At 29.6% G+C, this 24,967-nt stretch carries 26 protein-coding genes; all 26 read right to left on the reverse strand.

The genetic code is table 11. The features are described 5' to 3' along the window. Positions 1-3 precede the first annotated feature (3 nt). Positions 4-444: a flagellar export protein FliJ gene (gene fliJ / locus CDLVIII_RS24205; RefSeq protein WP_009172120.1), complete on the reverse strand. Its 441-nt coding sequence runs from the start codon at positions 442-444 to the stop codon at positions 4-6. Positions 445-603: 159 nt separating this feature from the next. Continuing rightward, complete coding sequence (fliI, locus tag CDLVIII_RS24210; RefSeq protein WP_009172121.1) at positions 604-1,923, reverse strand: flagellar protein export ATPase FliI; 1,320 nt, start codon at positions 1,921-1,923, stop codon at positions 604-606. Positions 1,924-2,060: 137 nt separating this feature from the next. Continuing rightward, the gene (locus CDLVIII_RS24215) at positions 2,061-2,843 is read right to left on the reverse strand and encodes a FliH/SctL family protein (RefSeq protein WP_009172122.1); all 783 of its coding nucleotides are present in this window, start codon (positions 2,841-2,843) and stop codon (positions 2,061-2,063) included. Next, positions 2,827-3,843, reverse strand: coding sequence for a flagellar motor switch protein FliG (gene fliG, locus CDLVIII_RS24220; RefSeq protein WP_009172123.1), 1,017 nt, complete (start codon positions 3,841-3,843; stop codon positions 2,827-2,829). Before fliG ends, CDLVIII_RS24215 begins: the two co-directional genes overlap by 17 nt. Before the next feature lie 9 nt (positions 3,844-3,852). Then, positions 3,853-5,427, reverse strand: a complete 1,575-nt coding sequence (gene fliF / locus CDLVIII_RS24225) for a flagellar basal-body MS-ring/collar protein FliF (protein ID WP_009172124.1) — start codon at positions 5,425-5,427, stop codon at positions 3,853-3,855. Positions 5,428-5,448: 21 nt separating this feature from the next. Continuing rightward, positions 5,449-5,766, reverse strand: a complete 318-nt coding sequence (fliE, locus tag CDLVIII_RS24230; RefSeq protein ID WP_009172125.1) for a flagellar hook-basal body complex protein FliE — start codon at positions 5,764-5,766, stop codon at positions 5,449-5,451. Between the two features lie 13 nt (positions 5,767-5,779). Continuing rightward, positions 5,780-6,187: a flagellar basal body rod protein FlgC gene (gene flgC, locus CDLVIII_RS24235; protein ID WP_009172126.1), complete on the reverse strand. Its 408-nt coding sequence runs from the start codon at positions 6,185-6,187 to the stop codon at positions 5,780-5,782. 54 nt (positions 6,188-6,241) lie between these two features. After that, positions 6,242-6,640 (reverse strand): flagellar basal body rod protein FlgB, encoded by a 399-nt coding sequence (gene flgB / locus CDLVIII_RS24240; protein WP_009172127.1) that lies wholly within the window; start codon positions 6,638-6,640, stop codon positions 6,242-6,244. Between the two features lie 682 nt (positions 6,641-7,322). After that, positions 7,323-8,159 (reverse strand): flagellin, encoded by an 837-nt coding sequence (locus CDLVIII_RS24245; RefSeq protein WP_009172128.1) that lies wholly within the window; start codon positions 8,157-8,159, stop codon positions 7,323-7,325. A 27-nt stretch (positions 8,160-8,186) separates the two neighbouring features. Next, entirely contained in the window at positions 8,187-8,372 is a 186-nt protein-coding gene (locus tag CDLVIII_RS24250; RefSeq protein WP_009172129.1) for a YjfB family protein, read from the reverse strand. A gap of 118 nt (positions 8,373-8,490) precedes the next feature. After that, positions 8,491-9,534, reverse strand: a complete 1,044-nt coding sequence (locus tag CDLVIII_RS24255; RefSeq protein ID WP_009172130.1) for a glycosyltransferase family 2 protein — start codon at positions 9,532-9,534, stop codon at positions 8,491-8,493. 45 nt (positions 9,535-9,579) lie between these two features. Then, positions 9,580-11,070, reverse strand: a complete 1,491-nt coding sequence (locus CDLVIII_RS24260) for a flagellin (protein WP_009172131.1) — start codon at positions 11,068-11,070, stop codon at positions 9,580-9,582. Positions 11,071-11,228: 158 nt separating this feature from the next. Then, positions 11,229-12,230, reverse strand: coding sequence for an SDR family NAD(P)-dependent oxidoreductase (locus CDLVIII_RS24265; protein ID WP_009172132.1), 1,002 nt, complete (start codon positions 12,228-12,230; stop codon positions 11,229-11,231). Positions 12,231-12,267: 37 nt separating this feature from the next. Further along, a complete protein-coding gene (pseG, locus tag CDLVIII_RS24270; RefSeq protein ID WP_009172133.1) occupies positions 12,268-13,338 on the reverse strand; it encodes a UDP-2,4-diacetamido-2,4,6-trideoxy-beta-L-altropyranose hydrolase in 1,071 nt (356 codons plus the stop codon). A 36-nt stretch (positions 13,339-13,374) separates the two neighbouring features. Beyond that, entirely contained in the window at positions 13,375-14,391 is a 1,017-nt protein-coding gene (locus CDLVIII_RS24275; RefSeq protein ID WP_009172134.1) for an SDR family NAD(P)-dependent oxidoreductase, read from the reverse strand. A gap of 303 nt (positions 14,392-14,694) precedes the next feature. Continuing rightward, positions 14,695-15,747 (reverse strand): pseudaminic acid synthase, encoded by a 1,053-nt coding sequence (gene pseI / locus CDLVIII_RS24280; protein ID WP_144005442.1) that lies wholly within the window; start codon positions 15,745-15,747, stop codon positions 14,695-14,697. A 5-nt stretch (positions 15,748-15,752) separates the two neighbouring features. Next, on the reverse strand, positions 15,753-16,343 hold the full coding sequence (locus CDLVIII_RS24285; protein ID WP_009172136.1) for a formyltransferase family protein: 591 nt from the start codon (positions 16,341-16,343) through the stop codon (positions 15,753-15,755). An 11-nt stretch (positions 16,344-16,354) separates the two neighbouring features. Next, positions 16,355-17,098 carry a glycosyltransferase family protein gene (locus CDLVIII_RS24290; RefSeq protein ID WP_035302558.1) on the reverse strand — a complete coding sequence of 248 codons (744 nt, stop codon included), beginning with the start codon at positions 17,096-17,098 and terminating at the stop codon, positions 16,355-16,357. 43 nt (positions 17,099-17,141) lie between these two features. Then, positions 17,142-17,933 carry a hypothetical protein gene (locus CDLVIII_RS24295; RefSeq protein ID WP_009172138.1) on the reverse strand — a complete coding sequence of 264 codons (792 nt, stop codon included), beginning with the start codon at positions 17,931-17,933 and terminating at the stop codon, positions 17,142-17,144. Between the two features lie 11 nt (positions 17,934-17,944). After that, positions 17,945-19,249 carry a DegT/DnrJ/EryC1/StrS family aminotransferase gene (locus CDLVIII_RS24300; protein WP_009172139.1) on the reverse strand — a complete coding sequence of 435 codons (1,305 nt, stop codon included), beginning with the start codon at positions 19,247-19,249 and terminating at the stop codon, positions 17,945-17,947. Beyond that, positions 19,237-20,385, reverse strand: coding sequence for a hypothetical protein (locus CDLVIII_RS24305; RefSeq protein ID WP_009172140.1), 1,149 nt, complete (start codon positions 20,383-20,385; stop codon positions 19,237-19,239). Before CDLVIII_RS24305 ends, CDLVIII_RS24300 begins: the two co-directional genes overlap by 13 nt. Further along, the gene (locus CDLVIII_RS24310) at positions 20,378-21,349 is read right to left on the reverse strand and encodes a Gfo/Idh/MocA family oxidoreductase (protein ID WP_009172141.1); all 972 of its coding nucleotides are present in this window, start codon (positions 21,347-21,349) and stop codon (positions 20,378-20,380) included. Before CDLVIII_RS24310 ends, CDLVIII_RS24305 begins: the two co-directional genes overlap by 8 nt. Then, positions 21,339-22,124 (reverse strand): glycosyltransferase family protein, encoded by a 786-nt coding sequence (locus CDLVIII_RS24315; protein WP_009172142.1) that lies wholly within the window; start codon positions 22,122-22,124, stop codon positions 21,339-21,341. Before CDLVIII_RS24315 ends, CDLVIII_RS24310 begins: the two co-directional genes overlap by 11 nt. 14 nt (positions 22,125-22,138) lie before the next feature. Beyond that, a complete protein-coding gene (locus CDLVIII_RS24320) occupies positions 22,139-22,777 on the reverse strand; it encodes a pseudaminic acid biosynthesis-associated methylase (RefSeq protein WP_009172143.1) in 639 nt (212 codons plus the stop codon). A gap of 46 nt (positions 22,778-22,823) precedes the next feature. Beyond that, positions 22,824-24,638, reverse strand: coding sequence for a 6-hydroxymethylpterin diphosphokinase MptE-like protein (locus CDLVIII_RS24325; RefSeq protein WP_009172144.1), 1,815 nt, complete (start codon positions 24,636-24,638; stop codon positions 22,824-22,826). Between the two features lie 17 nt (positions 24,639-24,655). Beyond that, a complete protein-coding gene (locus CDLVIII_RS24330) occupies positions 24,656-24,925 on the reverse strand; it encodes a hypothetical protein (protein WP_009172145.1) in 270 nt (89 codons plus the stop codon). Positions 24,926-24,967: the final 42 nt, after the last annotated feature.

The following is a 24,967-nucleotide window of genomic DNA, read 5'->3' on the forward strand; positions in this document are numbered from 1 at the left end:
TATTTATTGAACATCCTGATTTCTTACATATGCGTAAAGAGCTAACTCATCTAAATTTATTTGTTCTATTCTATCCTGCTCTTTTACATATGCAGTATATTTCTTCTCTTTTAATGTTTGAACCGTCTTTCTTTCCATTTGCTTTACTGTTAATTCTCTTCTTCTCTTATCAACTTCTTGATTTTTAAGAGACAAAGCCTTTTCAGTTGCCTTTATTCCACTTTGAATTCCTTGAATATAATATCTTTTGAGTTTTTGATATATTATATCTTCATGAGGTGTTATTCCCTTGTATTTATGATAATTTTGGTTAAGCTCTTCTAACTTTTCCTCTATCTTATTTTTTTCTCTCTGACTTTCAGTAAATAACCTTTTGCTTTCCTCTTCCTTTGCAATTCTCATTTCAAGAAGTTTTTCTAAACCAAACCTAAATTTTTCAGCCAAAGTGAAGCTCCTCCTTAATCAGTTAACAGTTTACAATGCACAGTTTACAGTTGTGGATGAAATCTATTCTGGATTTCTTTAATTCTTTTCTCAATGCGCATAGCGTAAAATTTATTACCATTTTTCAACATTTTACTTTTTTCAAATTATGTACTAATCTTATTGTCTAAACATTGACAACAATATATTTTCTGTTTCTTCAAAGCTTGATCTTTCATCAATTCCCTGACATAAAAAACTATTCAGCTGATCATTATAATTAACAGCCATATCAATTTTTTTATTACTTCCTTTAACATAGGCGCCTATATTAATTAAGTCTTCAGAGTCCTTATACGTTGCTAAAAGATCTCTTGCAATTGATGCTGCTTCTTTATGTTCTTTAGGTGCTATTTGACTCATAAGTCTGCTGACACTATTTAAAATATCAATAGCTGGATAATGATTTTTATGTGCTAAATCTCTAGATAAAACTATATGCCCATCCAATATACCTCTAACAGCATCTGCTATTGGTTCATTAAAATCATCACCATCAACAAGTACAGTATAAAATGCAGTTATAGATCCATCGCTTGATGTTCCTGATCTTTCCATTAACCTCGGAAGCTTTGCAAATACCGAAGGAGTATATCCTTTTGTGGCTGGTGGTTCTCCTATTGCAAGTCCAACTTCTCTTTGAGCCATGGCAAATCTTGTAACTGAATCCATCATAAGAATCACTTTTTTCCCTTTATCCCTAAAGTACTCTGCTATAGCAGTCGCTGTTAATGCTCCTTTGATTCTTATAAGTGCAGGCTTATCTGAAGTAGCACAAACTACAACAGATTTTTTCATACCTTCCGGTCCTAAATCTTTTTCTATAAATTCTCTTACTTCTCTTCCTCTTTCTCCAATTAAAGCTATTACATTTACATCTGCCTTAGCTTCTCTTGCTATCATTCCGAGAGTTGTGCTTTTACCAACCCCACTTCCTGCAAATATACCAATTCTCTGCCCATCTCCACAGGTTAAAAAACCATCTATAGCTCTTATCCCTGTTGGCATTATTTCTTGTATTCTTTTTCTCTTTAGAGGATCTGGTGCATCATTTTCTAAAGGATACTCTTCTCCATCCATCGCTATACTTTCACAATCAATCGGCTTTCCAAGTCCATCAATTATGTGCCCAAGTAATTTATCTGAACATCTAACACTTAATGGTTTATGCTGCGGTACAACTCTACAACCTGGTGATATTCCTATAAGCTCATCAAGAGGCATTAAAATTACAAATTCATCTTTAAATCCAACAACTTCGCAATTTATTGGAGTATTTCTTTCGTTGTATATTACACAAAGCTCTCCAATAAATGCCTTAATGCCTTGTACTTCAATAGTAAGACCTATCACTTTCTTAACAATACCCTCACTATATATAGTTGAAGTATTATTTACTTTTTTTATTAATCTACTAAAATCCAAGTCTAAATCAAGCATTTTAGAATTACCCCTTTACAATAGCAATTTACAATTGACAATGTACAATTAACAATTATGTTAAAATCATTTACTTTTAATAAGCTTCGTAGAAACTTATTCCATAAGTGTAAACTGCAAATTGTAAATCGCATAAATTATCCTAGTATCGCTTTTCGTATCTGTTCCATACCGATTTCTATGCCCACTTTTACCATTCCGCTTGGTTTTTCCAAAACTGCATTTCCTGGTTCAATAGATTCATCAGTAATCACAAAAATTTCGTTCTTTATACCATAAGATACTTTCCATCTTTCAACTTCAGCTTTTAATTCTTCTACATGGACCGAATTTACCTTTAAAATAACATTATCTTCTCCTTTTGAAATCTTAAAAGCTTCTTCAATAATTGCATTCATAGCATCATCTCTGCTTAATTCCTTTTGCACAATGCTTTCTGCTATTTCTAATGCTAATTTTACTACTTCTACTTTTTTTACTTCTAAATAATTTTCATAATTTTCATGCGCTGATTTTAATAATATCTCAGCTTTATTTACAATTTCAGCAGCTTCAGCTTTGGCCGAATCTATTGTTTCATCATAGGCTTTTTTATAGCCGTCATCATATCCATTTTTAAGCCCTTGCTCATAGCCTTTTTCATAAGCTCTTTTTTCAGCAGCGTTAGCTTCCATCTGAGCTCTTAAAGTTATTGCCTGCTTTTCTCTTTTTGCATCTTCTATTATTCTCTGACCAATATCTTCATATTTTTTTAAAAGTTCTTCTGGATCAATTTGAGGTACTTTTTCTTCGCTTTCTTCCTCTTTTAATTCCTCAAAGCCTTCTAATACAGTCTTCTTACTAACATATTCTGTCGAAATAACTTTGCTATTTCCCTCTTTTGCAAATCCCTTTTTTATTAAGCTATACGATGATTGCATCTTCTCCACCTCTTGCTATGATGATTTCATTAGCATCATCTAACCTTCTAATAACAGAAACAATCTTTTGTTGCGCTTTTTCAACATCTGTAATTCTTACTGGTCCTAAGAATTCCATATCTTCCTTTAATGCAGCAGCTGCTCTCTTAGATTGATTTCTATAAATACAATTCGCAACTTCATCAGAACATCCTTTAAGCGCAAGCGCAAGATCTGAAGCCTCAACTTCTCTAAGAATTCTTTGAATAGATACATCATCAAGAGAAACAATATCTTCAAATACAAACATGGAGCTCTTAACTTTATCTGCAAGTTCAGCATCTTCTCTTTCCAAACCTTCAGTAATATTCTTTTCAGTTGTTCTATCAACTGCATTTAAGATATTAACTAATGTTTCTACTCCACCTAAGCTTGTCATTTCAGTTCTTACCACTGAAGATAATTTACTTTCAAGCACTGATTCTATTTCTTTAATTACCATTGGAGATGTGTTATTCATAGTTGCTATTCTATAAGCGACTTCACTTTGTGTCTCTTCTGGTAATTCCGCCATTACTTGTGCAGCTTTATCTGCTTGTAAATAACATAATATAAGCGCTATTGTCTGCGGCTGTTCTGATATTATTACATTTAATAATTGATGAGAATCTGCCTTCCTTGCAATTGAAAAAGGTCTATACTGTGCTGTAGCTTCAGACACCTTTTCCAATATTTCACTAGCTCTTTGAGCTCCTAATGCTTTTGAAAGCAGTGTCTTAGCATAATCCATTCCACCTTCAATTATGTAATCTCTAGCCTTATTTATTTGTAAAAATTCATTTAATATTTCTTCTCTTTGCTCCGAAGTAACAGAAGTTATATTAGCAATTTCATAAGTTATCTTTTGAATATCGCTTTCTGGCAATTTTTTCAATATACCAGATGAGGCTTCTGGGCCAAGTGTTATAAATAGAATCGCAGCCTTATGCACTCCTGTTAATTGGTTTTGTTCCTTTGGCATATCTACATATCACCTCTCACTCTCAGCCAACCATGACTTTATTATTTCTACAACTTGTTCTGGTTTTTCAGTTGCATATTTCTTTATTTCATCCTCTAAATGAGATTTTTGAGTTTTAGCCTCAAATTCTATCGACTCAAAAGCATCCGGCTCCTTAGGTATTATACTATCATCTATTAATGTATCTAATATTTGCTCTTCTTCCGCTCTCTTCGATCTTCTTCTTCTCATTAAAATTATTGCACCTGCAATTGCTCCTGCTAAAACTATTGCTCCTAGAACGCCAGCAATAACCATCATTCTATTCTTGCTTGCAGCTGCTTCTGCTGCATTCATTGCATCTAATTCTGTCTTTGCTTGATCCTGTGCAGTTGTATCAAACGCCATTCCAAGCACTGAAACTTGATCTCCCCTAAGTGTATCAAGTCCTATTGCATTAGCCACCTGCGTTTCAAGCGATTGTCTAGTTGCATCATCTAAATTTCCATCAATCATAACTGATGCTGTAAGCCTTTTAACTTCTCCTGGAGCGCTAATAACTTTCGACTCCGTTTTTCCTGTATCATAGTTGGTTTTTTGATCTTCTTTACTTGAAGTTGAATTATTAGTAGTGTTACCAGAAATCTGATTACTCATATTATTATCTACAGGGCTCTGGCTATCTGTACCTGTACCTGCACTATTTGTTTCTTTAGAATTTTCCTGACTTACAATAACCTTATTAGGATCAACCACTGTTTGCGTCTTTTGTTTCGAATCAAAATCCAAATCTGCATTTACCGATACTTTTACTTTTCCCTTACCAACAACTGGTTCGAGCAGACCTATAATAGCCTTTTGCATCCTATCCTCATAAGCCTTTTCTGCATCCTGCTGTTTTGATATAGTACTAGAACTTACCGCATCTGTCGAATCACTATTAATATCTTTTGTTAATAAATTCATCTTGTCATCAATAACGTCTATGTTTTCTTTAGGAATATTTTCAGTTGCTCCAGACACCAAAGCTACTATAGCTTTAACTTGGTCTTCATTCATAGTTTGACCTTGCTTAAGCTTCAAATAAACTGCAGCTTTACCCGGCTGCTTGTCCTTTGCAAATACTGAATCCTGTGCTTCCGTAATATGTACTCTCGCATCCTGAATTTGTGGAAAATTCTTTATAGTCTTTTCCAATTCTCCCTGCTGCATTCTTTGCTTCTTAATCTTAAATTCTTCATCTGTCATACCAAAAGAATTTCCGCTATCCATAAGTTCAAATCCCTGGCTTTGTGTTGTAAGATTAGGAGCTAGTGCTAGTCTCAATTTATCAACTTGATCTTGAGGCACCATAATAGTATTCGAATTATTATCGACTTTTGCATCTATTTTATTTTTATTTAAATAATCAATTACAGTATTTGCATTTCCTTCATCAAGATTTGAAAACAAAACTTGGTATTTATTAGAAGAAGAATAAAAAATCCCACATCCAATTGCTATAATAACCGCTAACACTGCTATTATAATGGCAATTTTTATCTTTCTGTTCTGGGATTTAAACTTTTCTAAAAGCCCCTTAATCTTTTCTAAAAGTTTTTTCATTATTTAGCTCTCCTCACCTTGCTACAATTGTAACCTTGACAATTGATTATAACCGTCTAATAATTTATCTCTTGTCTGAGTTAGAAATTGCAGACTCAAACTCGCTTCTTGATTCTTAATCATTACATCATCAACATCAACATCTTCACCCTTAACAAATTTAGTTGCAGTTGAATCAGCTTGCATCATTTTATCATTAGTGTCATTTAGAGTCTTTGCCAAAACATCTCCAAAACTAACAGATTCTTCGTCTTTGACTTTATTTTTATTATTACTAATACTATCAAATTTGCTGTTAAACAAAATTTCATTTTGTGCAAATTTATCCTCTATTCTCATGCCTTAATCCCCCCTATTTCCCAATTTCTAATGCTTTTGAAAACATACCTTTTAACGCATTAAGCGTATCTACATTTGCCTCATAAGATCTTGTTGCCACCATCATATCTGCCATTTCATTTAATACATTTACGTTTGGCATAGTAACGTATCCTTCTGCATCCGCATCTGGATGAGTTGGATCATACACCTTTCTTAGTGGTGATGGATCTTTTTCTATTTTCACAGCCTTAACCCCTGCCATATCCTTATTCGCATCAAGAGCTTCTTGAAATACAGCTACTTTCCTCACATATGGGCCTGAACCGTCAGCACTTCTTGTGGTACTTGCATTTGCCATATTAGATGATATAGTATCCATCCTTAATCTTTCTGCCGAAAGACCTGTTGCACTTATTTGCATAGAACTAAATGCATTCATTTATATTTCCCCCTTAAATTCAATTTTTCCACCCTAATAAAATACTTACATTTTTTACTTAATAACAGTTTTTAAATTATTAAATTTATTATTTATATCAGTAATCAAAGCATTATACTTTAAAGTATTAGCTGCCTGATTAACTTTTTCAACATCTAAATCGACATTATTCCCATCATTTCTCATGCTAGTACTAGTATCTCTTTCAATTGAAATACCATCTTGAGACTCATCGCCATTAGAAATATGTTCTTTTCTAGTTTTCTTCAATTCTAAACTTGAAGAATTATCTTTATTTAAATTTTCTTCAAATACAACATTGAATCTTTTGTAATTCTTAGTATTAACATTCGCCATATTGTTAGCAATTGCTTTGGCTCTAACATTGGATGCATTAATTCCTAATTTAATTAAATTGTATGTATCATCATTACCCATGAACTGCACTGCCATAAACCCACTCCCTTACCTTCCCTTTACTTTTTGCATAAATATAATAAAAATACCTTATAACTATTAATTTTACATTATTAGTTACTCTTTGTAAAACAAAATATTACCATTTTTTTGTATTACTTTTTTTTAATCTTATTTTTATTTATAAAACCTTATTATTTTCACTATACTCTATATTATAAAATAAATAGATATTTTTATCTATAAATTTTTATAAAAAAAAACTATTTTAATGTAAAAATAACATTTATTTTTAAATCAATATTATCTTTTTGATAAAATATGAAACAAAAAACAATTCATAATTAGTATTATTCAATGTATTTTGATATAATTCATCAATGTGCTCCAGCAATCATCATTTTATTTATATATATATGTTGCAATTGATTTTCTACATTTAACATTTAGATATTTACTTAGCGGATAGACATCCTAAATGTAATTTTATTATTGCAACATATATATATTATATTGAAATTAATTTTACGCATTTTACATCTAGATATTTAATTAGCATATAGCTCTGCTAGCTGTAATTTTATTATTATACAGCATATAGAAAAAAAATGAATATTTGCATAATCCGTCTGGATTATGCAAATATTCATTCTATCACTTCATTTTTACTTTTTTCTATTCATACTAAACATTTTTTTAATTACCTTTAATTTATACACTATCTGGCATTTCCTAATATATTCAAAGCATCTTGAGGGAATTTATTGCTTTGAGCTATTAATCCAATTGATGATTGAATTAATATTTGACTTTTTGAATAATTCATTATTTCTTCAGCAATATCTGCATCTCCAATTGTACTTTGAGCTTTTTGAATAACAATATCCTTACTGCTTAAATAATCCACTGTTCCTTCTAAATTACTCTGTAATGCTCCATATTTGCTTCTTATTCTACTTACCATTTGTGTTGCATTATCTACGGCTTTAATAGAACCACCAACATCATTTATATCTAAACCGCTAATTCCCAAATTAGATGAGCTCACATCAAAAAATGGAATTTCTACACTCTCACCTTCCATATTTCCAATCTCAGTCTTTACCAATTTTGTAGGGTTTTCATTTAATGGTGATGTACTAGTTGAATTTAATTTTACTCCATTAAATTCCGTATTATTTGCTATGTCATTTATGTCCGCTTTAATACTATCAATCTCATTTTGAATAATTTTTTTATCGTCATCTGATAAGCTTCCAGCACCTGCGCTAACAGCTAATTCTTTCATTCGGCTTAAGCTATCGTTAATTTGCTGAAGTGAGCCATCAAAAGTTTGAATCATAGAATTTGCATCTTGAATATTTTTACTAGCTGCATCATTAGTTAATACTTGTATTTTCAAAGTTTCATTTCTTCCTATTTTATCAGGGTTATCTTTAGCAGAATTCAACTTACTTCCAGTACTCACATTATTTAAAGCCTTAGCATTCTCACTTAGTCTACTTTTGTAAGCTTGATATATGCTTAGAGAAAACATATTATGAGATAATCTCACCTTATAAAACCTCCTTTATATCATCATTTAAGCTCTTACATCTATATTAGTACCCTTGCTTGTATCAATAGCCATATTATTATTCATGATATCTGAAATTTGAGTTGTTGCCATTTCAGTGCTGCTATTCATAGCAAGTTTCACAACTGATATAGAGGCTGCATTTTGAACAGCTGATTGATTCATAAGCACTGACATTAAAGCTATATCCATAATATAATCAAATCCTTTCTCTTTAGCTTCTTAAAATTTATTCAAGAAATCTTTAATCTTATCATTAATTTTATTTTCGTAAGTATAATACATATCTTTAGGATATCATTAAAATTATCTATTTTATTCTATTTTTTGCCGGCTCATAATCTCCGCATTTTCTATAATACCCTATAGCTTTTTCAGAAAAGCCAAGAACCTCGTATATAACTCCTATATTATAATAAGCAGCATAAGTTGTTAACCCCTCAACTTTACTATTTACAAATTTAGTACACTGAATAAAACTATTTACTGCCTTTTCGAACATAGCATTATTCATATATATTAATCCCATAAGAAAATGGAAATCGGCTGATTTCGAATACATTTCAAAACAATTTTCTATACTGATGGCATCCGAATATCTACCAGCGTTAATTAATGAATAGCCGTATGTTTCAATTAAATCTTCAACATACTCTAGCTTAAAATTCAACTGAAAAGTTAAAGCCTTTTCAAAATACAAAGCTGAATTTCTGTAATCCTTAAGCATATAATAAGACTTACCCAACTGAAAGTACAGGTATGGATCCTCCGAATCATTTTTTACCGCAGTTTCTAACAAATCAATATTTCTTTTTAATTTATCAGTTTTATTTAAAATCTCTTCCGTATATCCAATATGTTCCACTGTTACATTTAAACTCTCGGTTTCATAATCTTCACTATCTAAAGCTATAATCTGCTCATGAATTATACCTTCATAGTAAAAATACTTTCTATTAAAAAGTCGATTAATTTTTTCTCTGTACTTCTTATTCCCATTGAGATCTTCAATTGCATTTATTCTATTAATCCTGCCAACTCTCTTTTCATTTAGATGACTTTTTATAAATTCTTCTATGTACTTTTTATCAAAATCAATAACAAATTCATCTGCATCTAAAACTAAAATCCAGTCATTCGATGCTTTAGATACCGAAAAATTTCGAGCTTTTGAAAAATCATTGCACCATTTAAAGTCATAAATCTTATCTGTAAAGACCTTTGCTATATCTTTTGTATTATCAGCAGAGCCTGTATCAACTATTATTATTTCATCTACAATTGTTGTTAATTTAGATAAACATTTTTTTAAATTTTCTTCTTCATCTTTAACTATCATACATAAACTCAGCATGTTTAACCTCTACTTCTAATTATTTTTTATATGTAAAGCAGCATCTTATTCTTTTGTATTCCATTTACTCATTAAGTCAATAATACTTTGAGACATGTTATTTGATTGTTTTGACATTGTCTCTGCTGATTGTTCTATAACACTGTTTTTTGTCATTTCCATCATTTCTTTTGCCATATCTGCATCAGATATTCTTGATTCAGCTGAAGTAATGTTGTTGTCATAGTTTCCAACATTGTTTCCTATATGCTCAAGCGCATTTTGATATGCGCCAAACTTACTTCTTTGTTTGGATACTATTTCCATTGCATCATCTATTTTATCAAGTGCATTTTTAGCATTATCAGGAGTATCAACAGATATATCATTTATTCCTAACTTTTGTGTTCTTGCATCAAAAAGCTTCACTTTAAATTCCTCACCAGAATTTGCACCTACTTGCAATTTTAATGTTGGCATTTCACCTATCTGAGTCTCTTCTTTACAGCCAGCATCAATTAATATTTTACTTGCATATGCACTTAATTGATTTTGAAAGTTGCTGTTTATATCAATGTACTCTCCACCTGTAGGATCAGAAAGTCTTTCAAGCTGTGATTTAGTATAATCCTCACTTATTACTGTAAGCTTAATCCCTTTACTTTTAAGATCTGCCGCCACATTATCTATATTCAAAGTCGATTCCCCATCTCCTCCATCACTTGTACTATCATGAACAAACGCATCGGTTACCAAAATAAATTGTTTGGCAGAATCTGGTCTTAAAGGATATGATAAAGCTCCATTTTCCGCATCTGCAATTCCCTCAAGACCTGATTCATTCGCATCTCCTCCGCCGCTTGGTACTATAGAATTTAAATATTCTTTAAATGTATCCAAATTAGATGTCATATCATTTTTTACAGTCGAATCACCACCTTGAGATGGATTAACATCTCCATAAGTTACTAACCCCATATTTACATCAATTCCATTCTGGGTTATTTTATCTATAAATCCATCTATATTACTTTCTACTTGATTTATTTTCTCACCCATACTTCCAGTTTTGTCTATAATAAATACTATATCAGCTGTACCCGGAGTCCACTTTGGTGGAATATAATTATCACTATCCGGAGGAGATAAAACCTTTATCGTATTAAATTCAGTATTATTAGCAATATCATCTATGCTAGCCTGTATATTATCAAATTCATTTTGAATATTCATTCTATCTGCTTGAGTTAGCGTTCCATTTAAAGCTTGCAATGCAAGTTCTCTCATCCTTAAAAGATTCGGATCTTGAATTGAGCCAAGGCCTGCTTCTGCTGTTTGAGTGAGAGAAACTCCATCCTGAATATTTCTTTCTGCTTGTTCAAGCCCTCTTATTTGAGCTTTCATTTTTTGTGAGATAGAAGAACCAGCAGCATCATCAGATGCTGAATTTATTCTAAGACCTGATGAAAGTTTTGCCATAGCATCTGCTTTCTTTTTTCCTGCTTCCTTAGCTCTATTATTTGCAATAATTCCATTTATGTTGTGATTAATAATCATGTTTACTACCTCTTCTATGGTTATTAAGCTTATCTATAGATAATATTGCAATAATATACAATATTATCTATAAAGAAACATAAGTATATTTTACCATATTTAAGGCAAAAATAAATGTGAAATTTTAGTTTCACATTTATTTTTCTACATAATTATTATTATTTTCTCTTTATATCCCTTATCCACTCTTCTGTTTCTTTAATTCCTTCTTCTAAAGTATATTCAGGCTCCCATCCAATAAGTTCCTTAGCCTTAGTATAATCGCATTTTAACTTCATTATTTCACTTTGAGGGTGGATATGCTTAACGTGATTTATTTTCACTCTGTTATCAGCTATTATTTCAGCAAGTTCATTAATAGTTACATCTCTTCCTGTTCCAGCATTAACAATTTCACCATTTACTTTATCATTATAACCTGATTCTACTACAAATCTTGCACAATCTTTTACATATAATAAATCCCTAGTCTGCTCTCCAGTTCCATATATATTTATATCTTTTTCATCTAGAGAATTGTTAATAAATATGGCTACTACGCCACCTTCTCCACCAGTTTTTTGAAATGGTCCATATGTATTAAAAGGTCTTATAACAACAGTTGGAAGCTTGTATGCATTATAGTATGAAAGCACCATGTTTTCAGCTGCTATTTTACTTCCGCCATATGGTGAAACAGGCTTAGTTAAATGGCTCTCACTAATTCCTTCTTCTCCAGCCATATCATAAACCATACATGTACTCATAAATACTACTTTACATGGATGAGTATTTTCACTCGAATCTAATACCCATTGTTCCCCTTCCATTTTTGCATTTCTCCCAAACATTTGAACTTTTGCTCTTTCAAGAATATTAAAGGTCCCTACGGTATCATTATAAAAAGTAGTTTTAGGATCATCTATACTATCCTGCACGTTTATAGAAGCTCCCATATGATATATGATATCGTACTTTTCTTTAAATGTTTCTTCTAGATCTGCTTCATTTTTTATATCACCTTTTATAAATTTGAAATCTCTTTCCTTAAATTCTTCTATATTTTCAATTTGTCCATTTGATAAATTATCTAAAGCAACTACTCTATGACCTTCATCTAATAATCTCTTAACAACCCATCTTCCTATAAATCCTGCTCCGCCAGTTACTAATATATTCATCTCTTGTCTCCTTTAAAATTAATATTATATCGTAAATTTAAATTCCTTCACATAATATTTTCGCTATTCTTTCTGCACCTTTACCATCAACTAATTTAGATGCTTTTTCGCTTAAAGCACTTCTTAGTTTATAATTATTAGAAAAGTTATTTAAGTTATTTATTAAATCATTTTTCTTAATTTTATCATACCAGCCTAAGCTTTTTATTATCTCTAGATCATTTAATTTACTCGCAATTCCATTTTGATTATCAGCAATAATCAAACCAAGAGTCGGGACTCCGCTTGCTGATAATTCATATAAGGTGCTTCCACAAGCTGAAATAGCTATATCACACTTTTGCATTATTTCACGCATATTAGCATTATAATAGAATTTTATATTATCATTTTTATATTTTTCAGCAAAAGGTATATCTCCAAAAGAAGGACCAATTACTACATGAAAATCATAATCTAATTGACCAATATACGATAAAATATTTTCTGTTATGTTATCAGGATCAGCTCCTCCAACAGTGATCATTATATCACAAGCTTTTTCCTTTATATGCTTTTTAGGTAGATTTTTAAATTCATCTCTTAACAATATGTAATCTGTTCCTAATATTAATTTTGTGTAATCTTTAGTCTTATAATCAAAATCTTCAGCATCACTATTCTGATTTATTAAAAAATCTACATTGAAATAATACTTATTTATATCATCTATGTAAGCTGTTTTCTTAAATATTTTCTTTGTTTCTTCAAAATACGTTTCATTTACAAAATAGCTATCTGTTATTAACAAATCTGTTTCAATAAGTTTTAATTCATCAATTATATTATCCTCATTTATGAGTATTACCTCAAAACCTTCTGAAAGTATTTTTTTTATGCCTTGGATATACTTACTGTCATCAAGTTTAAATGTAATCATTTCGTCTAAGCTTGTGATTTTATATGTATCTGTATTAGAATTATTGAGATGACATTCACCTTTATTCTCAATTCTACATATATAAAAAACTTCATTTTTCTTTGAAAGTTCTTTAGCTAATACTAATGTACGCATAATATGTCCCATGCCTATTTCATTTCCACCATCTGCTCGAATTGCTATTTTCACATTACCACCTACTAATTAATCTATTATACTTAATAATTAAACCAATTTCTCATTTTTGAGCAATTCTCTTACCTGTTCTTTATTTAGTACTATTTCATCGCTTGAATTATAGCTTCCAACCCTTGCCTTTGTATACCCTTCATAATGTTCAAGTAAGAATCCAGAATTTATTGATGAAATTACAGAATACATATTTCCTAAATCAAATGCATTCTCCGATTCATCTTTGTTCATAAGCTCTTCAAATCGTCTTTCACCTGCTCTTAATCCTATTGTTTCTATCTCAACTTCTTCTCTTTCTATATTAAGTCTTTCACAGGTTTCTTCAACAACAATTTCCGCAAGATCTCGCAATTTTATAACAGGCATTTTTAAAATAAAGACTTCTCCACCTATTGAAATTTTTGCAGCATCCATAATCAATTTAACAGCTTGACTTAAAGTCATCATAAACCTAGTCATTTCAAGATCTGTGACCGTAATTTTTTTCTTCTCTTCAATCTGTTTTTTAAAGAATGGAATTACAGAACCTCTAGAACCCATTACATTTCCAAATCTGACAGCAACAAATTTAGTTCTCGCTGAGCCTTTACTAAAGTTAGCAGCTTGTACTAACTTTTCTGCAAGTAATTTTGTTGCTCCATAGGAATTAGCTGGATTAATTGCCTTATCAGAACTTGTAAAAACAACGCATTCAACATTATTAGCAGTAGCTGCTTTAATAACATTTTCCATACCAATGATGTTTGTTTTTATTGCTTCTGATGGATTATATTCGCAAGCTGGTACATGCTTCATAGCAGCAAGATTAAACACAACATCAATATCATTCATTGCTCTCTCTACACGCTCATAATCTCTAACATCGCCAATTAAGAACCTAATTTGCTCTTTATTTACAATTTGATTTTCTAAAATAAATTGTTTATATTCATCTCTGCTAAAAATTCTTATTACTTTTGGGCTCTGCTTCAACAATTCTTTAATTAACCCCTGACCAATTGTGCCAGTACCTCCGATAATCAAAATTTTTTTATTTTCATAGTATATCATACTTCTCCTCCGTTACCTTATTAAATTATTTTTTAATCATATAAAGACATTTCTAAACAATTCTATATAAAATTTCTATTACTCGTCTTATCTATTCTCTCACCAAATAATCTCTAACTAGAATACCTTAATTTTAGTATTCATTATTATTATCGAACATTTTCGCAAAAAATTAATAGCAAATTGCGACTCTATTAACCTCTAATTCGGCGGCCTTATCTTGATCTCAATCTACATTACAGCAAACAAAAGATTGGCAAATTAATCACCAATCTTTCTAAAATTATATATGAATTTTCCTATTCAATCCAGTAAACTCCAAGACATAGGAGTTCCTTTTTGTATATCTGATTTTGCTACCTTCCCCAATACATTTCTGTAATATTTAGTATGCATTCCGAATCCTGGTCTTATTGATCTAAGATTTTTTTCTGTAAACATTTCTCCTTTTTTAATATCTTTTACTATAAATAATGAGCGGGAAAATTCTCTACTATTTTTCATTTTATCTGTTAAATCATAAGAAATTTCACCTAACATTTTCTCTGTTTCTCTTATGGCATTTACCATTGATTTTAATTCTTTAGGTTCCAAAGAAAATGCTGCATCTGGTCCTCCATCCGCTCTAGATAGCGTAAAGTGCTTTTCAACTATTTTAGCCCCTAGTGATACCGCTGCTATTGGTGCAGTTATTCCTAAAGTGTGATCAGACAAACCTGGAATTACTCCAAATGTTTCTGCCAAGTTAGGAATTGTTTTTAAATTCATATCCTCAAAAGGTGCGGGATATGCACTTGTGCATTTTAATACAGCTATTTCATTATTACCAACTCTTCTACAAGCATTTACCGCTTCATCTATATCACTCAAGGTAGCTATACCTGTTGCTAGAATCATAGGCTTTCCTTTTGATGCTATATATTCAATTAGTGGTATATCTGTTATTTCAAAAGATGCCACTTTATATGCTGGTACATTTATATTTTCAAGAAAATCCACTGCAGTTTTATCAAAGGGGGATGAAAAACAAATAAGCCCCTCTTCTTCTGCAATCTTCTTCAATTTAGGCTGCCATTCCCAAGGAGTATACGCTTCCTTGTACAAATCATAGAAATTTCTATCATCCCACAAAGTTCCTTGATTTATTTTAAAATAATCATTATCACAATCTATGGTTATAGTATCTGCTGTATAAGTTTGAAGCTTTATCGCATCTACCCCTGCCTTTGCTGCTTCTTTAATTAACCTAGCTGCATTTTCAAACTTATGCAAATGATTTGCTGAAATTTCTGCAACTATAAATACAGCACTATTATTACATATTATTTTATTTCCAATTCTTATTTCATTTACTATAGCCATTACTTCATTAACTCCTTATATTTTTGTTTCAACTCTAAAATATTTATCTCCCAGCTATCTATTATATTTTCAACAACCTGCATCTCACTCATCAAATGAAAGCTCCCTTTACCCGCCTGTGGCTTTGAAATAATATTATTATTTTTTATTTTATTCCAATTTTTTTTAAATAATTCTTGTATTTCTTCATGTAGTTTAATATAACTTGACTTTAATGTTTCTTTACTTTCATCAAAAAAAATTTCTTTTTGTAAAAGGATCTCTCCTGTATCTAGCCCTTCATCTATATGATGAATTGTAACTCCCTTGTGTGTATTCTCTAAAAAGCTCCACAAATTAGGAGATGCTCCTCTATTCCATGGTAATAATGAAATATGTAAATTAATAACTCTATTATTCATAAACATTATTACATCTTTTTTTATTATATATTTGTAATTATAACTTATAATTAGATCTGGATCCATATTATGTATCATCTCTAAATTTATGTTGTCATTATACAATTTGACATCCTCTAGCTTTTCATTCTTAAGCCATTCGTATAATTTATAAGATATTTGATTATTAGTTAAGAATAATATTTTCATTTTATCAAGTCCTACACTTTATTAATTTTTTTCTGTTCAACATATTTATTTATTTCTTTTAACTCGGGATTTTTTTTATATAACTCAATTATATCATTCATATTAAATTTATTCCCTTTTTCAAAATATAACATATTGTAAATACTGCTTATTAATTCAAAATCCTCTATAGTATCTAATGTCCATCTTAATCCAGAGTAATCTATGTCATTCTTGTATTGATATAATCTAAATAAACTTGAATTATCCCATATATACGGAGTAACATGTTCCCTATCTCTTTGAAGTTCAGCTTCATTAAATGCCTTTTCTAGTGCTTTGAAACTAAAAACTTCCGTGTCTAGCCCTCTTGGATAAGTGCGATCTATAGTATTACTTACATAATCATATTTTTCACTATTACATTTATAAAACTGTATTATTTTTTCTGTTGCCTCACTATCTATAAGTGGACAATCACTTGTAACTCTCACTACTATATCTGCATTAATTTCTTTTGCAGCATAATAATATCTTGATAAAACATCTTCTTCAGACCCTCTATAATATGTAATTTCTAATCTATTTGCTTCTTCAACTATAGAGTTGTCTTTTTCTAATGTTGTGGTTGCAATTATAATTTTACTAATATTCTTTACTCTTTTCAATCTATCAATATCATGCTCTAAAACAGTTTTGCCACATATTTTCTTTAAAACTTTACCCGGTAATCTTGTAGAACCCACTCTAGCTTGAATTATACATACTACATTCATCTTATCACTGCTTTCTATAAATAACTTCATTAACTTATTAGACCTATTTAAACTTCCATACAATCATACTCATTGGCAAAAGAGGATTTAATGAAACTACATCTATGTCAAATTCAATTATTTCTATATCATTTCTATCTTGTAATACTGAAAACAGATTTTTATTATAATCATTTAGTTCAATATATTTATTTCTTAATCTTCCAATTAGGTCATGTCTTTCGATAGAATAGTTAGGTTCAAATTGTATAACATATTTAATCTTATCTTTATTTTTATTTAATCCATCAATAAATACTTCCGCATTCGAAAGATACATAACACTATCTACAGTTAAAATTGTTGAATTATTTTTGATAAATGAGTAATTATCTAGTTTGTACAAATTAAATTCACTAACTTCCAATCCAAATTTTTTTGCTAAATTCACAGCATTTTTTGAATATTCTCCTCCATAGGTTTTTCCTTTTAATAGCGATAGATTATATCCATAACCGCAACCTAATTCGCAATAATACTCACTATTATATTTTTCTACTTGAGTTTTAATAATACTTTCATAAATATTTTTGGCTATAAGAGGATTAGTTTTAAAAATTTCATTCTTAAATGATATGTATTGATATTTTCTTTTTAATATTTCTTCATATTCAATCTCTCTACATTCATCTAAAGTACACGGATTTCTTGAACTAAGATAACCATATTTTTCAGTATTAAATTCTCTTTCAATCTCTTGAATATCTTTAGATTTAAAAAATGCATTATCTCCTATTAACCTTAGGAGCCAAGGATTTTTATCATTAAGATAATCATTTATAGATACGCTTTTCATATATTTCTCCTTTATTTTAATTCATCAATATTTATCCAAACCTTTTTAAAAGCTTCTATAACATCATTCATATCTTCCCTAGTCATAGAAGGAACCATAAATTCATGAGTCATTAAATCTTCAAAATGCATTTTTTCACACTTCGGACAAATCCCCTTACTATAATTGAGCGTCCCTTTATACATTGGACATTTAAATGGGCATCCAGCTTCACCATACCCAATGAGTTTTTGATAGATTGACTGTAAATATAGTGGCTTCACATACCCGCCACCAAGTTTTACGCCTTCATTTTCTCTCATCTCAAATGGAGCTAATTCAGCATTTACAGCTTCAATAAATCTCTCTCTACTTATTCCTGCAATTTCTTTTTTAAATTTAAGTGCTTGAATATAAAAAGCATGCTTACAATCATCTCTGATTTTCGAAACTTCGATACAGGGGATTTCAGTTAATTTCTTAGATATATATTCTACATTTTTCAATCTTGCTTCTAATAAATTATCTAATTTTTTTAACTGTTCTCTTGCAATTGCAGCTTCTATTTCTGTCATTCTATAATTAAATCCAATCATATTAATAAGATTGGTAACACCCTTAGCTTCTACAACTGCTTCTGCATGATTTCTTATAAGCATTAGTCTTTCAGCAAGTTCATCATTATCTGTGACTATAATTCCACCTTCACCACTATGTATATGCTTGTGATAATTTAATGAATATACCCCAATATCCCCCAAGGTACCTGCATATTTCCCTTTGTACATAGCTCCTGGTGCTTGTGCTGCATCTTCTATTACTATTAAGTTATGTTTTTTAGCAATAGCGTTTATTGTATCTGCATCATAAGGCTGCCCCATAATATCTACGACTATAATGGCTTTAGTTCTTTCAGTTATTCTTTCTTCTATCGAATTAGGATCTAAGCAAAAATAATCTTCTTCAATATCTGCAAATACCGGTATTGCATTATAAACTAAAGCTGCTGAAGCTGATGCTGTCATTGTATAAGGAGATACTATAACTTCATCACCAGGCCCTATTCCTGCAGCACCTACTGCACAATATAAAGCTGATGTAGCTGAATTAACTGATATTGCATGTTTTACTCCAAATTTTTCAGACCATTCTTTTTCTAGAGCCCTTACTTCATCTCCACCATAAAAATCTTCATGCCAAACTCCTAAAAACCTTGAAAGTTTACCTTTATCTAATACGTTTTCAACTACCTTTTTTTCTTCTTCACCAATAGGATTGTATGCTGGAAATAATGTTTTCCTTATTTTTTTACCACCATTTATAGCTAACACTGACATAATATCTCCTCCATAAAATTAATTACATTTTCAATAGAACCTTTTCCAATGCTAAAATTGCTCACCTCTATTACATCTCCTAAAATTATCTTTTCAATTTCCGCCTTTAATTCAGTACTAGTTAAAATAGATTTTACAACTCCTTGCCTACCTAAAATAAATGGATTTTCTCTTTTCAATCCTATTTGGATACTTAGAATTGTTCTTTTTAATATCGCACTTTCTATTAAAAACATTGACGACATACCACAGATTAAATCTGATAAGTTCATCAATATAAATCCATCTAATTCCCTATCTATTAAAGGTGTAATAAATTTAGTATTAACCAGATTTATAAGTTCATCATAATTATCTTCATTCTCTTTAGGATGCAATCTTATAATAAGTTTAACTTTTTTATTAAATCTTTTTGTAACGTCATTTAATGCTTTAATAAATTCACAAAAGACAGTTCGTTCACTATATCCCCAATAGTGTTCAGATCCATCATTTTCGCTATAAGTTCTTGATATAGGTTCAGATACATAAGTAATTATAAAATCGTCATCATCCCATCCAATACTTCTCTTAAACTTATTTATTAATTTATTAGTAATCTTTTTATTTCTATCTATTAGATAGTCAAAATATGGTTGCCCTGATACAAGTATTTTATTTTCCTTTATGCCTTCTTTGACCATTTGCCCTTTTGCGTATTCATCCATAACCAAAATTTTATATGGTACATATAAATGCTCCCTATCTCTTTCATAATCCTTAAGTTCATTTACACTAAATCTTGAAAATCGTATTCCATAGTTAACCCATTGATCTAAAATAGCAAAGCTTTTTATGCCTAATTTTTCTGATGCCTTCCATAAATATTTTTCTGTAAAATCATCAGCACTAGTTCCTGTAATTATAAAATCTGGTGCTTCTTTTACCAAGAACTTTTCCATTTCATCTAAACTTATTTCATTTATTGCTGTCGCAATATCTATACCTTTCAATTCATACTCATCATACTTACTTAATGCTACATCTTTTCCATAAAGTTTTACATCATACCCCTTTAAAATTAATTTTTTATAGAGAGGTGCTACTGTATTAGCTCCACCTGGATCTCTTGAAAAAAGAATTATTTTTTTATTCATTACAACAATCAATCCTTAACTTTTCACAAATTTTCATTGCCTTAAAGCCGTCCTCCAATGTACATTTTAATTTTTCACCTTTTTTCATATAATTCCATATATTATCAACTGCATTCTCCATTGCCCTGCCCAACGACGAATTATATTCCTTCTTTTTTAATAGATTCTTGTAACCTTTAAATATAGTGCTATCTGCTAAATCATATACTTCTATTTTAAATCCTGAATCTTTTATTTTTATCTTCTTTCTCTCAAACAATAATTCCAATTCAAATATCGTATATAAATTACATGGCACATTCATCATAGTAAATATTCCACCATTCTTGAAATTTATTATAGCTGAAATACTTGGATCATCTTCATAAAAATCATAATTATAATTAAACGATTGAGTCGTAGTTATTTCTCCCAATATGTATCTCAAAAAATCTACCATATGTGAACCATTATGTAAAACACCTTTCCCATAATATCCACTTCCGGTTATAAACTTCCCATATTTTCCATCAAAAAATTCGTTTCTAATCTCCTCAAATTCTGGAACAAATCTTCTCGAGTAATTGATTAAGCATGCAGTGCCTTTCTCGTAATACAAATTTCTTATTTCCTTTGCTTCCTCTAATGTCTTAGCTAAAGGCTTTTCTGCAAAAACTAATTTTACCGGAAAATTCAATACTTTTTTCAATATTTCATAATGATAATTATCTGGCACACACATGCTTATAATATCAACTGTATGCATTCTAAACGCATCTTCTAAACTTTCAAATACTGAGGTGGTCCATATAACAGATGCCTCTTCTGCTTTACTTCTATCTAAATCTATGAAACCTAGAAGATTAAATTTTTCTGTATTTGAAAAAGCATGAGCATGTGTAAGAATATTCATAGAAAGAGGTTTATCAAAAAACGCACCAATGTTTCCTGCACCTACAATTAAAACATTATACTTATTTTCCATATTTCTCTTCCCACTCTTTTTGTGCTTTAAATGGATCTTTTCGGTGCGTATTTTTCAATATTTTCTTCAAATCTGGATTTTCTAGTACTAAGTCTACTACATCTTGTGAAGTAAAATCATTGTTTAACGGATATAATCTTTCATAGATCTCTTTTATAAATATATAATCTTCTTTTGTGTCCAAAGTAATCTCTATTTCTGGATAATTCATTGTTTCATCAGCTCTCCAACTTAATAACTTATACTTCTCTGGATGAGTATAAATATAAATGGAAACATGTTCACGATCTACAGGATTCCGAGTAATAGTATTAACTTCTTCCAAAACACTAACAGGAAAAATTTGAGTGTCAAATCCTCTCGGAAAACTTCTTTCAATTGTATTAGATGCATAATCATAGTCTCCGCTAAAAAACATTTCTGAAATTTTATTGACATGCCTCCAATCAATAACTGGACAATCTCCTGTTATTTCCACTATATAATCAGCATTAACAGATTTTGCAGCTTCCAATACTCTAAGTAATACATCATCCTCACTACCCCTATAATATTTACATCCTATATTTTCACATAGTTCTACAATAGGATCATCTTCATCATTTACTGTTGTAGCAACAACTACCTCATCAATATATTTACTTTTCTTTAATCTCTCAACTATATGTTGTAAATTGGGTTTACCGCAAAACTCCATAATAACTTTACCTGGAAGTCTTGAAGAAGTCATTCTGGCCTCAATAGTTGCACAAATTTTCCCTCTATTCTTATACATTTTTTCCACCCTCTTTATTTAGACAATAAATACATGTTATCTACATTCAAATCATTTGTATATTTATATTGTTGTTGTTTTACTACCTTAAGTTCAGGGCAACATTCAATATATTTTTTTGCATAATCTCCCTTCCAAAGAGCATTGGAATTCCCTCTATAATTTACTTCAGTAAATTTTTCCGAATAATATTCAAATCCCCAGATATATTTTCTGCTGCACCTTATAATTTCTTTTATTACACTATTTAAATTCTCAGGAGATACATGTATTAAAACACCGCTTGTAAATACTAAATCAAAATATTCGTCCTTAAATGGTATATCATTTGCTTCTCCTTGGATTATATTTATTCCTTCTGTTAATTCCTTTGCTCTTTGAACTGCATAAGGTTGTAATTCTATACCATATAAATTTTTATACCCCATCTTTTGAAGTAAACTTAGCTGATTACCTACATTACAACCGACCTCTAAAATTCTCATATCATTTATGTTTAAATCTTTTAAAAACAATTCATTCATCTGACTTCTAGTAAATGAATATAATTCATTATACTCATTATCTAATTCTTCTGGATTAAATATGTTTCTTTCTGTATATTTTTCACCAAATTTCCCTTTCCATATTTCTTCTTGAAAAGTATTTTTCATATATTGTTCCTCCTAAAAAGTAATTTATTATGTATTTCTAATAAGGTTAATAATTTTCTCGTATACATTCTTTAATATAATATAAATGTTTTCTCAACTCGTAGCTAATACTTTCTAAACTCCCTTTAGTATTTAATATACATTGCTTTTGATCTTTGACATCATTTTCAAACTTATTTAATATTATATCATACATATCAGCCATCATTAACTTAATACAATTATTATATAAATCAAATTGCCTAAGTTCCTCTTCATATTTATTTAAATATATAATCTCACGTTCTATCTTACTTATTCCTAATTCCTTGTTCAAATATCTATCAATCTTCTTCAAGCCTTTTATTCTTAAGTCGTTTATTTTTATCATTTCATTAATATCTTTTTCTAATTCAATTATGGTATTGAATATTTTTTCAGAATCATTATCATAACTATCTTTAGTAAAAAATAAATTATCAAAAAAAATATCATAATCATATTCTTCTGATAAATCTTCATATAACACTTCTTCAAATGTTTTAATTTTAGTCCCAGTAATTCCAATTCCACCTTCGGTTGCATTAATATAATTTATATTTGGGTTATTTAAAACGCTCTTCTCAAATAGTGTTTTAATACCTAAAAATTCATCATCAGTATATACATCATTTCCATATATATCTTTTGTACTACTATATCTTTTCTTTCCATCACCAACATTTAATTTATCATTATCTATCCAAGATCCCTCTGCATACAATTTATCTTTTGTATAACTCATGTCCTGACCCAAAAAAATAATATTTTTAAATCCTAATTTAATTAGCACATCAAGTGCAGTATTCGCAATCGAAAACCCACTTCTAAAAGTTTCAAATTTAGTATCTGACTTATTAAAAATGTACCTTGTTAGTACATCTGAATCTAAAATCATTCTTAGGCGTCTTTTAAATTTTGGGATTACCTCAGGATACACTTTATCTGAATAAACTAAAATAGAATTATCTTCTTGAAGATTTTCAAAAATCAATTTTTCTTCTTTTTGACTATCCATAGCAAATCTAAAATGTGGCTTTATATTGTTGCTTTCCAATATTTTTGATGCACTCCCAACGGCTGCAATTAATGCCTTATTCTTTGCATTATTAATTAAATGTATATTTTTATTTAAAGAAGGACCTGCTGAAACAATAATAGCAGATTTCCCTTCAAATTTGCTTATTAATTTATCTATATTAATCGCACTATTCTTTAAATTTTTTATTGGATTTTCTACCCATTTATCCTTAAAATAATTTTTGGTAGCAATATTTATTGATGTGTTTCTAAGATACTCTATTAACGATTTATTAATTTTCTCATAATAATCAGGCAAGATTGTTCTATATGATAAATTGCATACAATACTTGTCCTTCTATAGATTTTTTTACTGATATAGTACATTAGTAGATTTACTACATAATTTTCATCCTTATTTATCAAAAAAGTAATGTTTTTAAAGTTCTTTATTTGATTATGTATGGAAAACTCATTCATATATTTTTCAAACATTTGTAAGCTTGGTTCAATAACCAAAATATTATCTACATTTTTATAATTATCTTCTATATATTCTAATGAATACCCACATCCTAATCCAAATATTATGATAGTTTCCACACTTTTATCTACATACTTGAACATATTTTTCATTTCTTCATTAACATCAAAAATACTATGAACAAAACATTTCTTATCATCTTTTAATATCAAATAATTAGCACTATCTTTTACTTTTTCTAACTCTATATTAATTAATGGTTCATCATTCTTAATAGTTTCATATAATATTGGTATTTCTTTTTTGAATAATTCCAAATTTTCTTCATAAAAATTCATATATTTATCACCTTTGCCTATATATTTTCCAAAAAACTTTCCAGTTGAAAATTTAATATATCTGCCAATAATTGGTAATCCTTATTTTCCATAGCAATAGTAATATTTAATAGTATATCATTAAATATCTTTGTATCAACTTCAGCTAATTCTTTTGACATAATATAATTTGATAATTCAGGAATCAACGAATCTATATTGTTAAATACTTCTTGCAAATTATACTCATAAATATTTTCTTTTATTATATTTATTTTATAATAAACATTTTGTGAATAATTCATCATATTTTTCCCTTTCGTAAATAATCACTTATAAATAAAGAGGAT

The organism is Clostridium sp. DL-VIII (assembly GCF_000230835.1).
GTDB lineage: Bacteria > Bacillota > Clostridia > Clostridiales > Clostridiaceae > Clostridium.

What these genes read in the sequence shown, in the direction of transcription:
- CDLVIII_RS24275 (WP_009172134.1), bottom strand. Translation starts at nt 14,391, where the DNA reads ATGATATACTATGAAAATAAAAAAATTTTGATTATCGGAGGTACTGGC.
- CDLVIII_RS24295 (WP_009172138.1), bottom strand. Translation starts at nt 17,933, where the DNA reads ATGAAAAGCGTATCTATAAATGATTATCTTAATGATAAAAATCCTTGG.
- fliE (WP_009172125.1), bottom strand. Translation starts at nt 5,766, where the DNA reads ATGAGAATAGAGGATAAATTTGCACAAAATGAAATTTTGTTTAACAGC.
- CDLVIII_RS24300 (WP_009172139.1), bottom strand. Translation starts at nt 19,249, where the DNA reads ATGTCAGTGTTAGCTATAAATGGTGGTAAAAAAATAAGGAAAACATTA.
- CDLVIII_RS24305 (WP_009172140.1), bottom strand. Translation starts at nt 20,385, where the DNA reads ATGAATAAAAAAATAATTCTTTTTTCAAGAGATCCAGGTGGAGCTAAT.
- CDLVIII_RS24260 (WP_009172131.1), bottom strand. Translation starts at nt 11,070, where the DNA reads ATGATTATTAATCACAACATAAATGGAATTATTGCAAATAATAGAGCT.
- CDLVIII_RS24265 (WP_009172132.1), bottom strand. Translation starts at nt 12,230, where the DNA reads ATGAATATATTAGTAACTGGCGGAGCAGGATTTATAGGAAGATGGGTT.
- fliI (WP_009172121.1), bottom strand. Translation starts at nt 1,923, where the DNA reads ATGCTTGATTTAGACTTGGATTTTAGTAGATTAATAAAAAAAGTAAAT.
- CDLVIII_RS24250 (WP_009172129.1), bottom strand. Translation starts at nt 8,372, where the DNA reads ATGGATATAGCTTTAATGTCAGTGCTTATGAATCAATCAGCTGTTCAA.
- CDLVIII_RS24315 (WP_009172142.1), bottom strand. Translation starts at nt 22,124, where the DNA reads ATGTATAAGAATAGAGGGAAAATTTGTGCAACTATTGAGGCCAGAATG.
- CDLVIII_RS24320 (WP_009172143.1), bottom strand. Translation starts at nt 22,777, where the DNA reads ATGAAAAATACTTTTCAAGAAGAAATATGGAAAGGGAAATTTGGTGAA.
- fliG (WP_009172123.1), bottom strand. Translation starts at nt 3,843, where the DNA reads ATGCCAAAGGAACAAAACCAATTAACAGGAGTGCATAAGGCTGCGATT.
- flgC (WP_009172126.1), bottom strand. Translation starts at nt 6,187, where the DNA reads ATGAATGCATTTAGTTCTATGCAAATAAGTGCAACAGGTCTTTCGGCA.
- CDLVIII_RS24310 (WP_009172141.1), bottom strand. Translation starts at nt 21,349, where the DNA reads ATGGAAAATAAGTATAATGTTTTAATTGTAGGTGCAGGAAACATTGGT.
- flgB (WP_009172127.1), bottom strand. Translation starts at nt 6,640, where the DNA reads ATGGCAGTGCAGTTCATGGGTAATGATGATACATACAATTTAATTAAA.
- CDLVIII_RS24330 (WP_009172145.1), bottom strand. Translation starts at nt 24,925, where the DNA reads ATGATGAATTATTCACAAAATGTTTATTATAAAATAAATATAATAAAA.
- CDLVIII_RS24285 (WP_009172136.1), bottom strand. Translation starts at nt 16,343, where the DNA reads ATGAAAATATTATTCTTAACTAATAATCAAATATCTTATAAATTATAC.
- CDLVIII_RS24255 (WP_009172130.1), bottom strand. Translation starts at nt 9,534, where the DNA reads ATGCTGAGTTTATGTATGATAGTTAAAGATGAAGAAGAAAATTTAAAA.
- CDLVIII_RS24215 (WP_009172122.1), bottom strand. Translation starts at nt 2,843, where the DNA reads ATGCAATCATCGTATAGCTTAATAAAAAAGGGATTTGCAAAAGAGGGA.
- CDLVIII_RS24325 (WP_009172144.1), bottom strand. Translation starts at nt 24,638, where the DNA reads ATGAATTTTTATGAAGAAAATTTGGAATTATTCAAAAAAGAAATACCA.
- fliF (WP_009172124.1), bottom strand. Translation starts at nt 5,427, where the DNA reads ATGAAAAAACTTTTAGAAAAGATTAAGGGGCTTTTAGAAAAGTTTAAA.
- CDLVIII_RS24290 (WP_035302558.1), bottom strand. Translation starts at nt 17,098, where the DNA reads ATGAATGTAGTATGTATAATTCAAGCTAGAGTGGGTTCTACAAGATTA.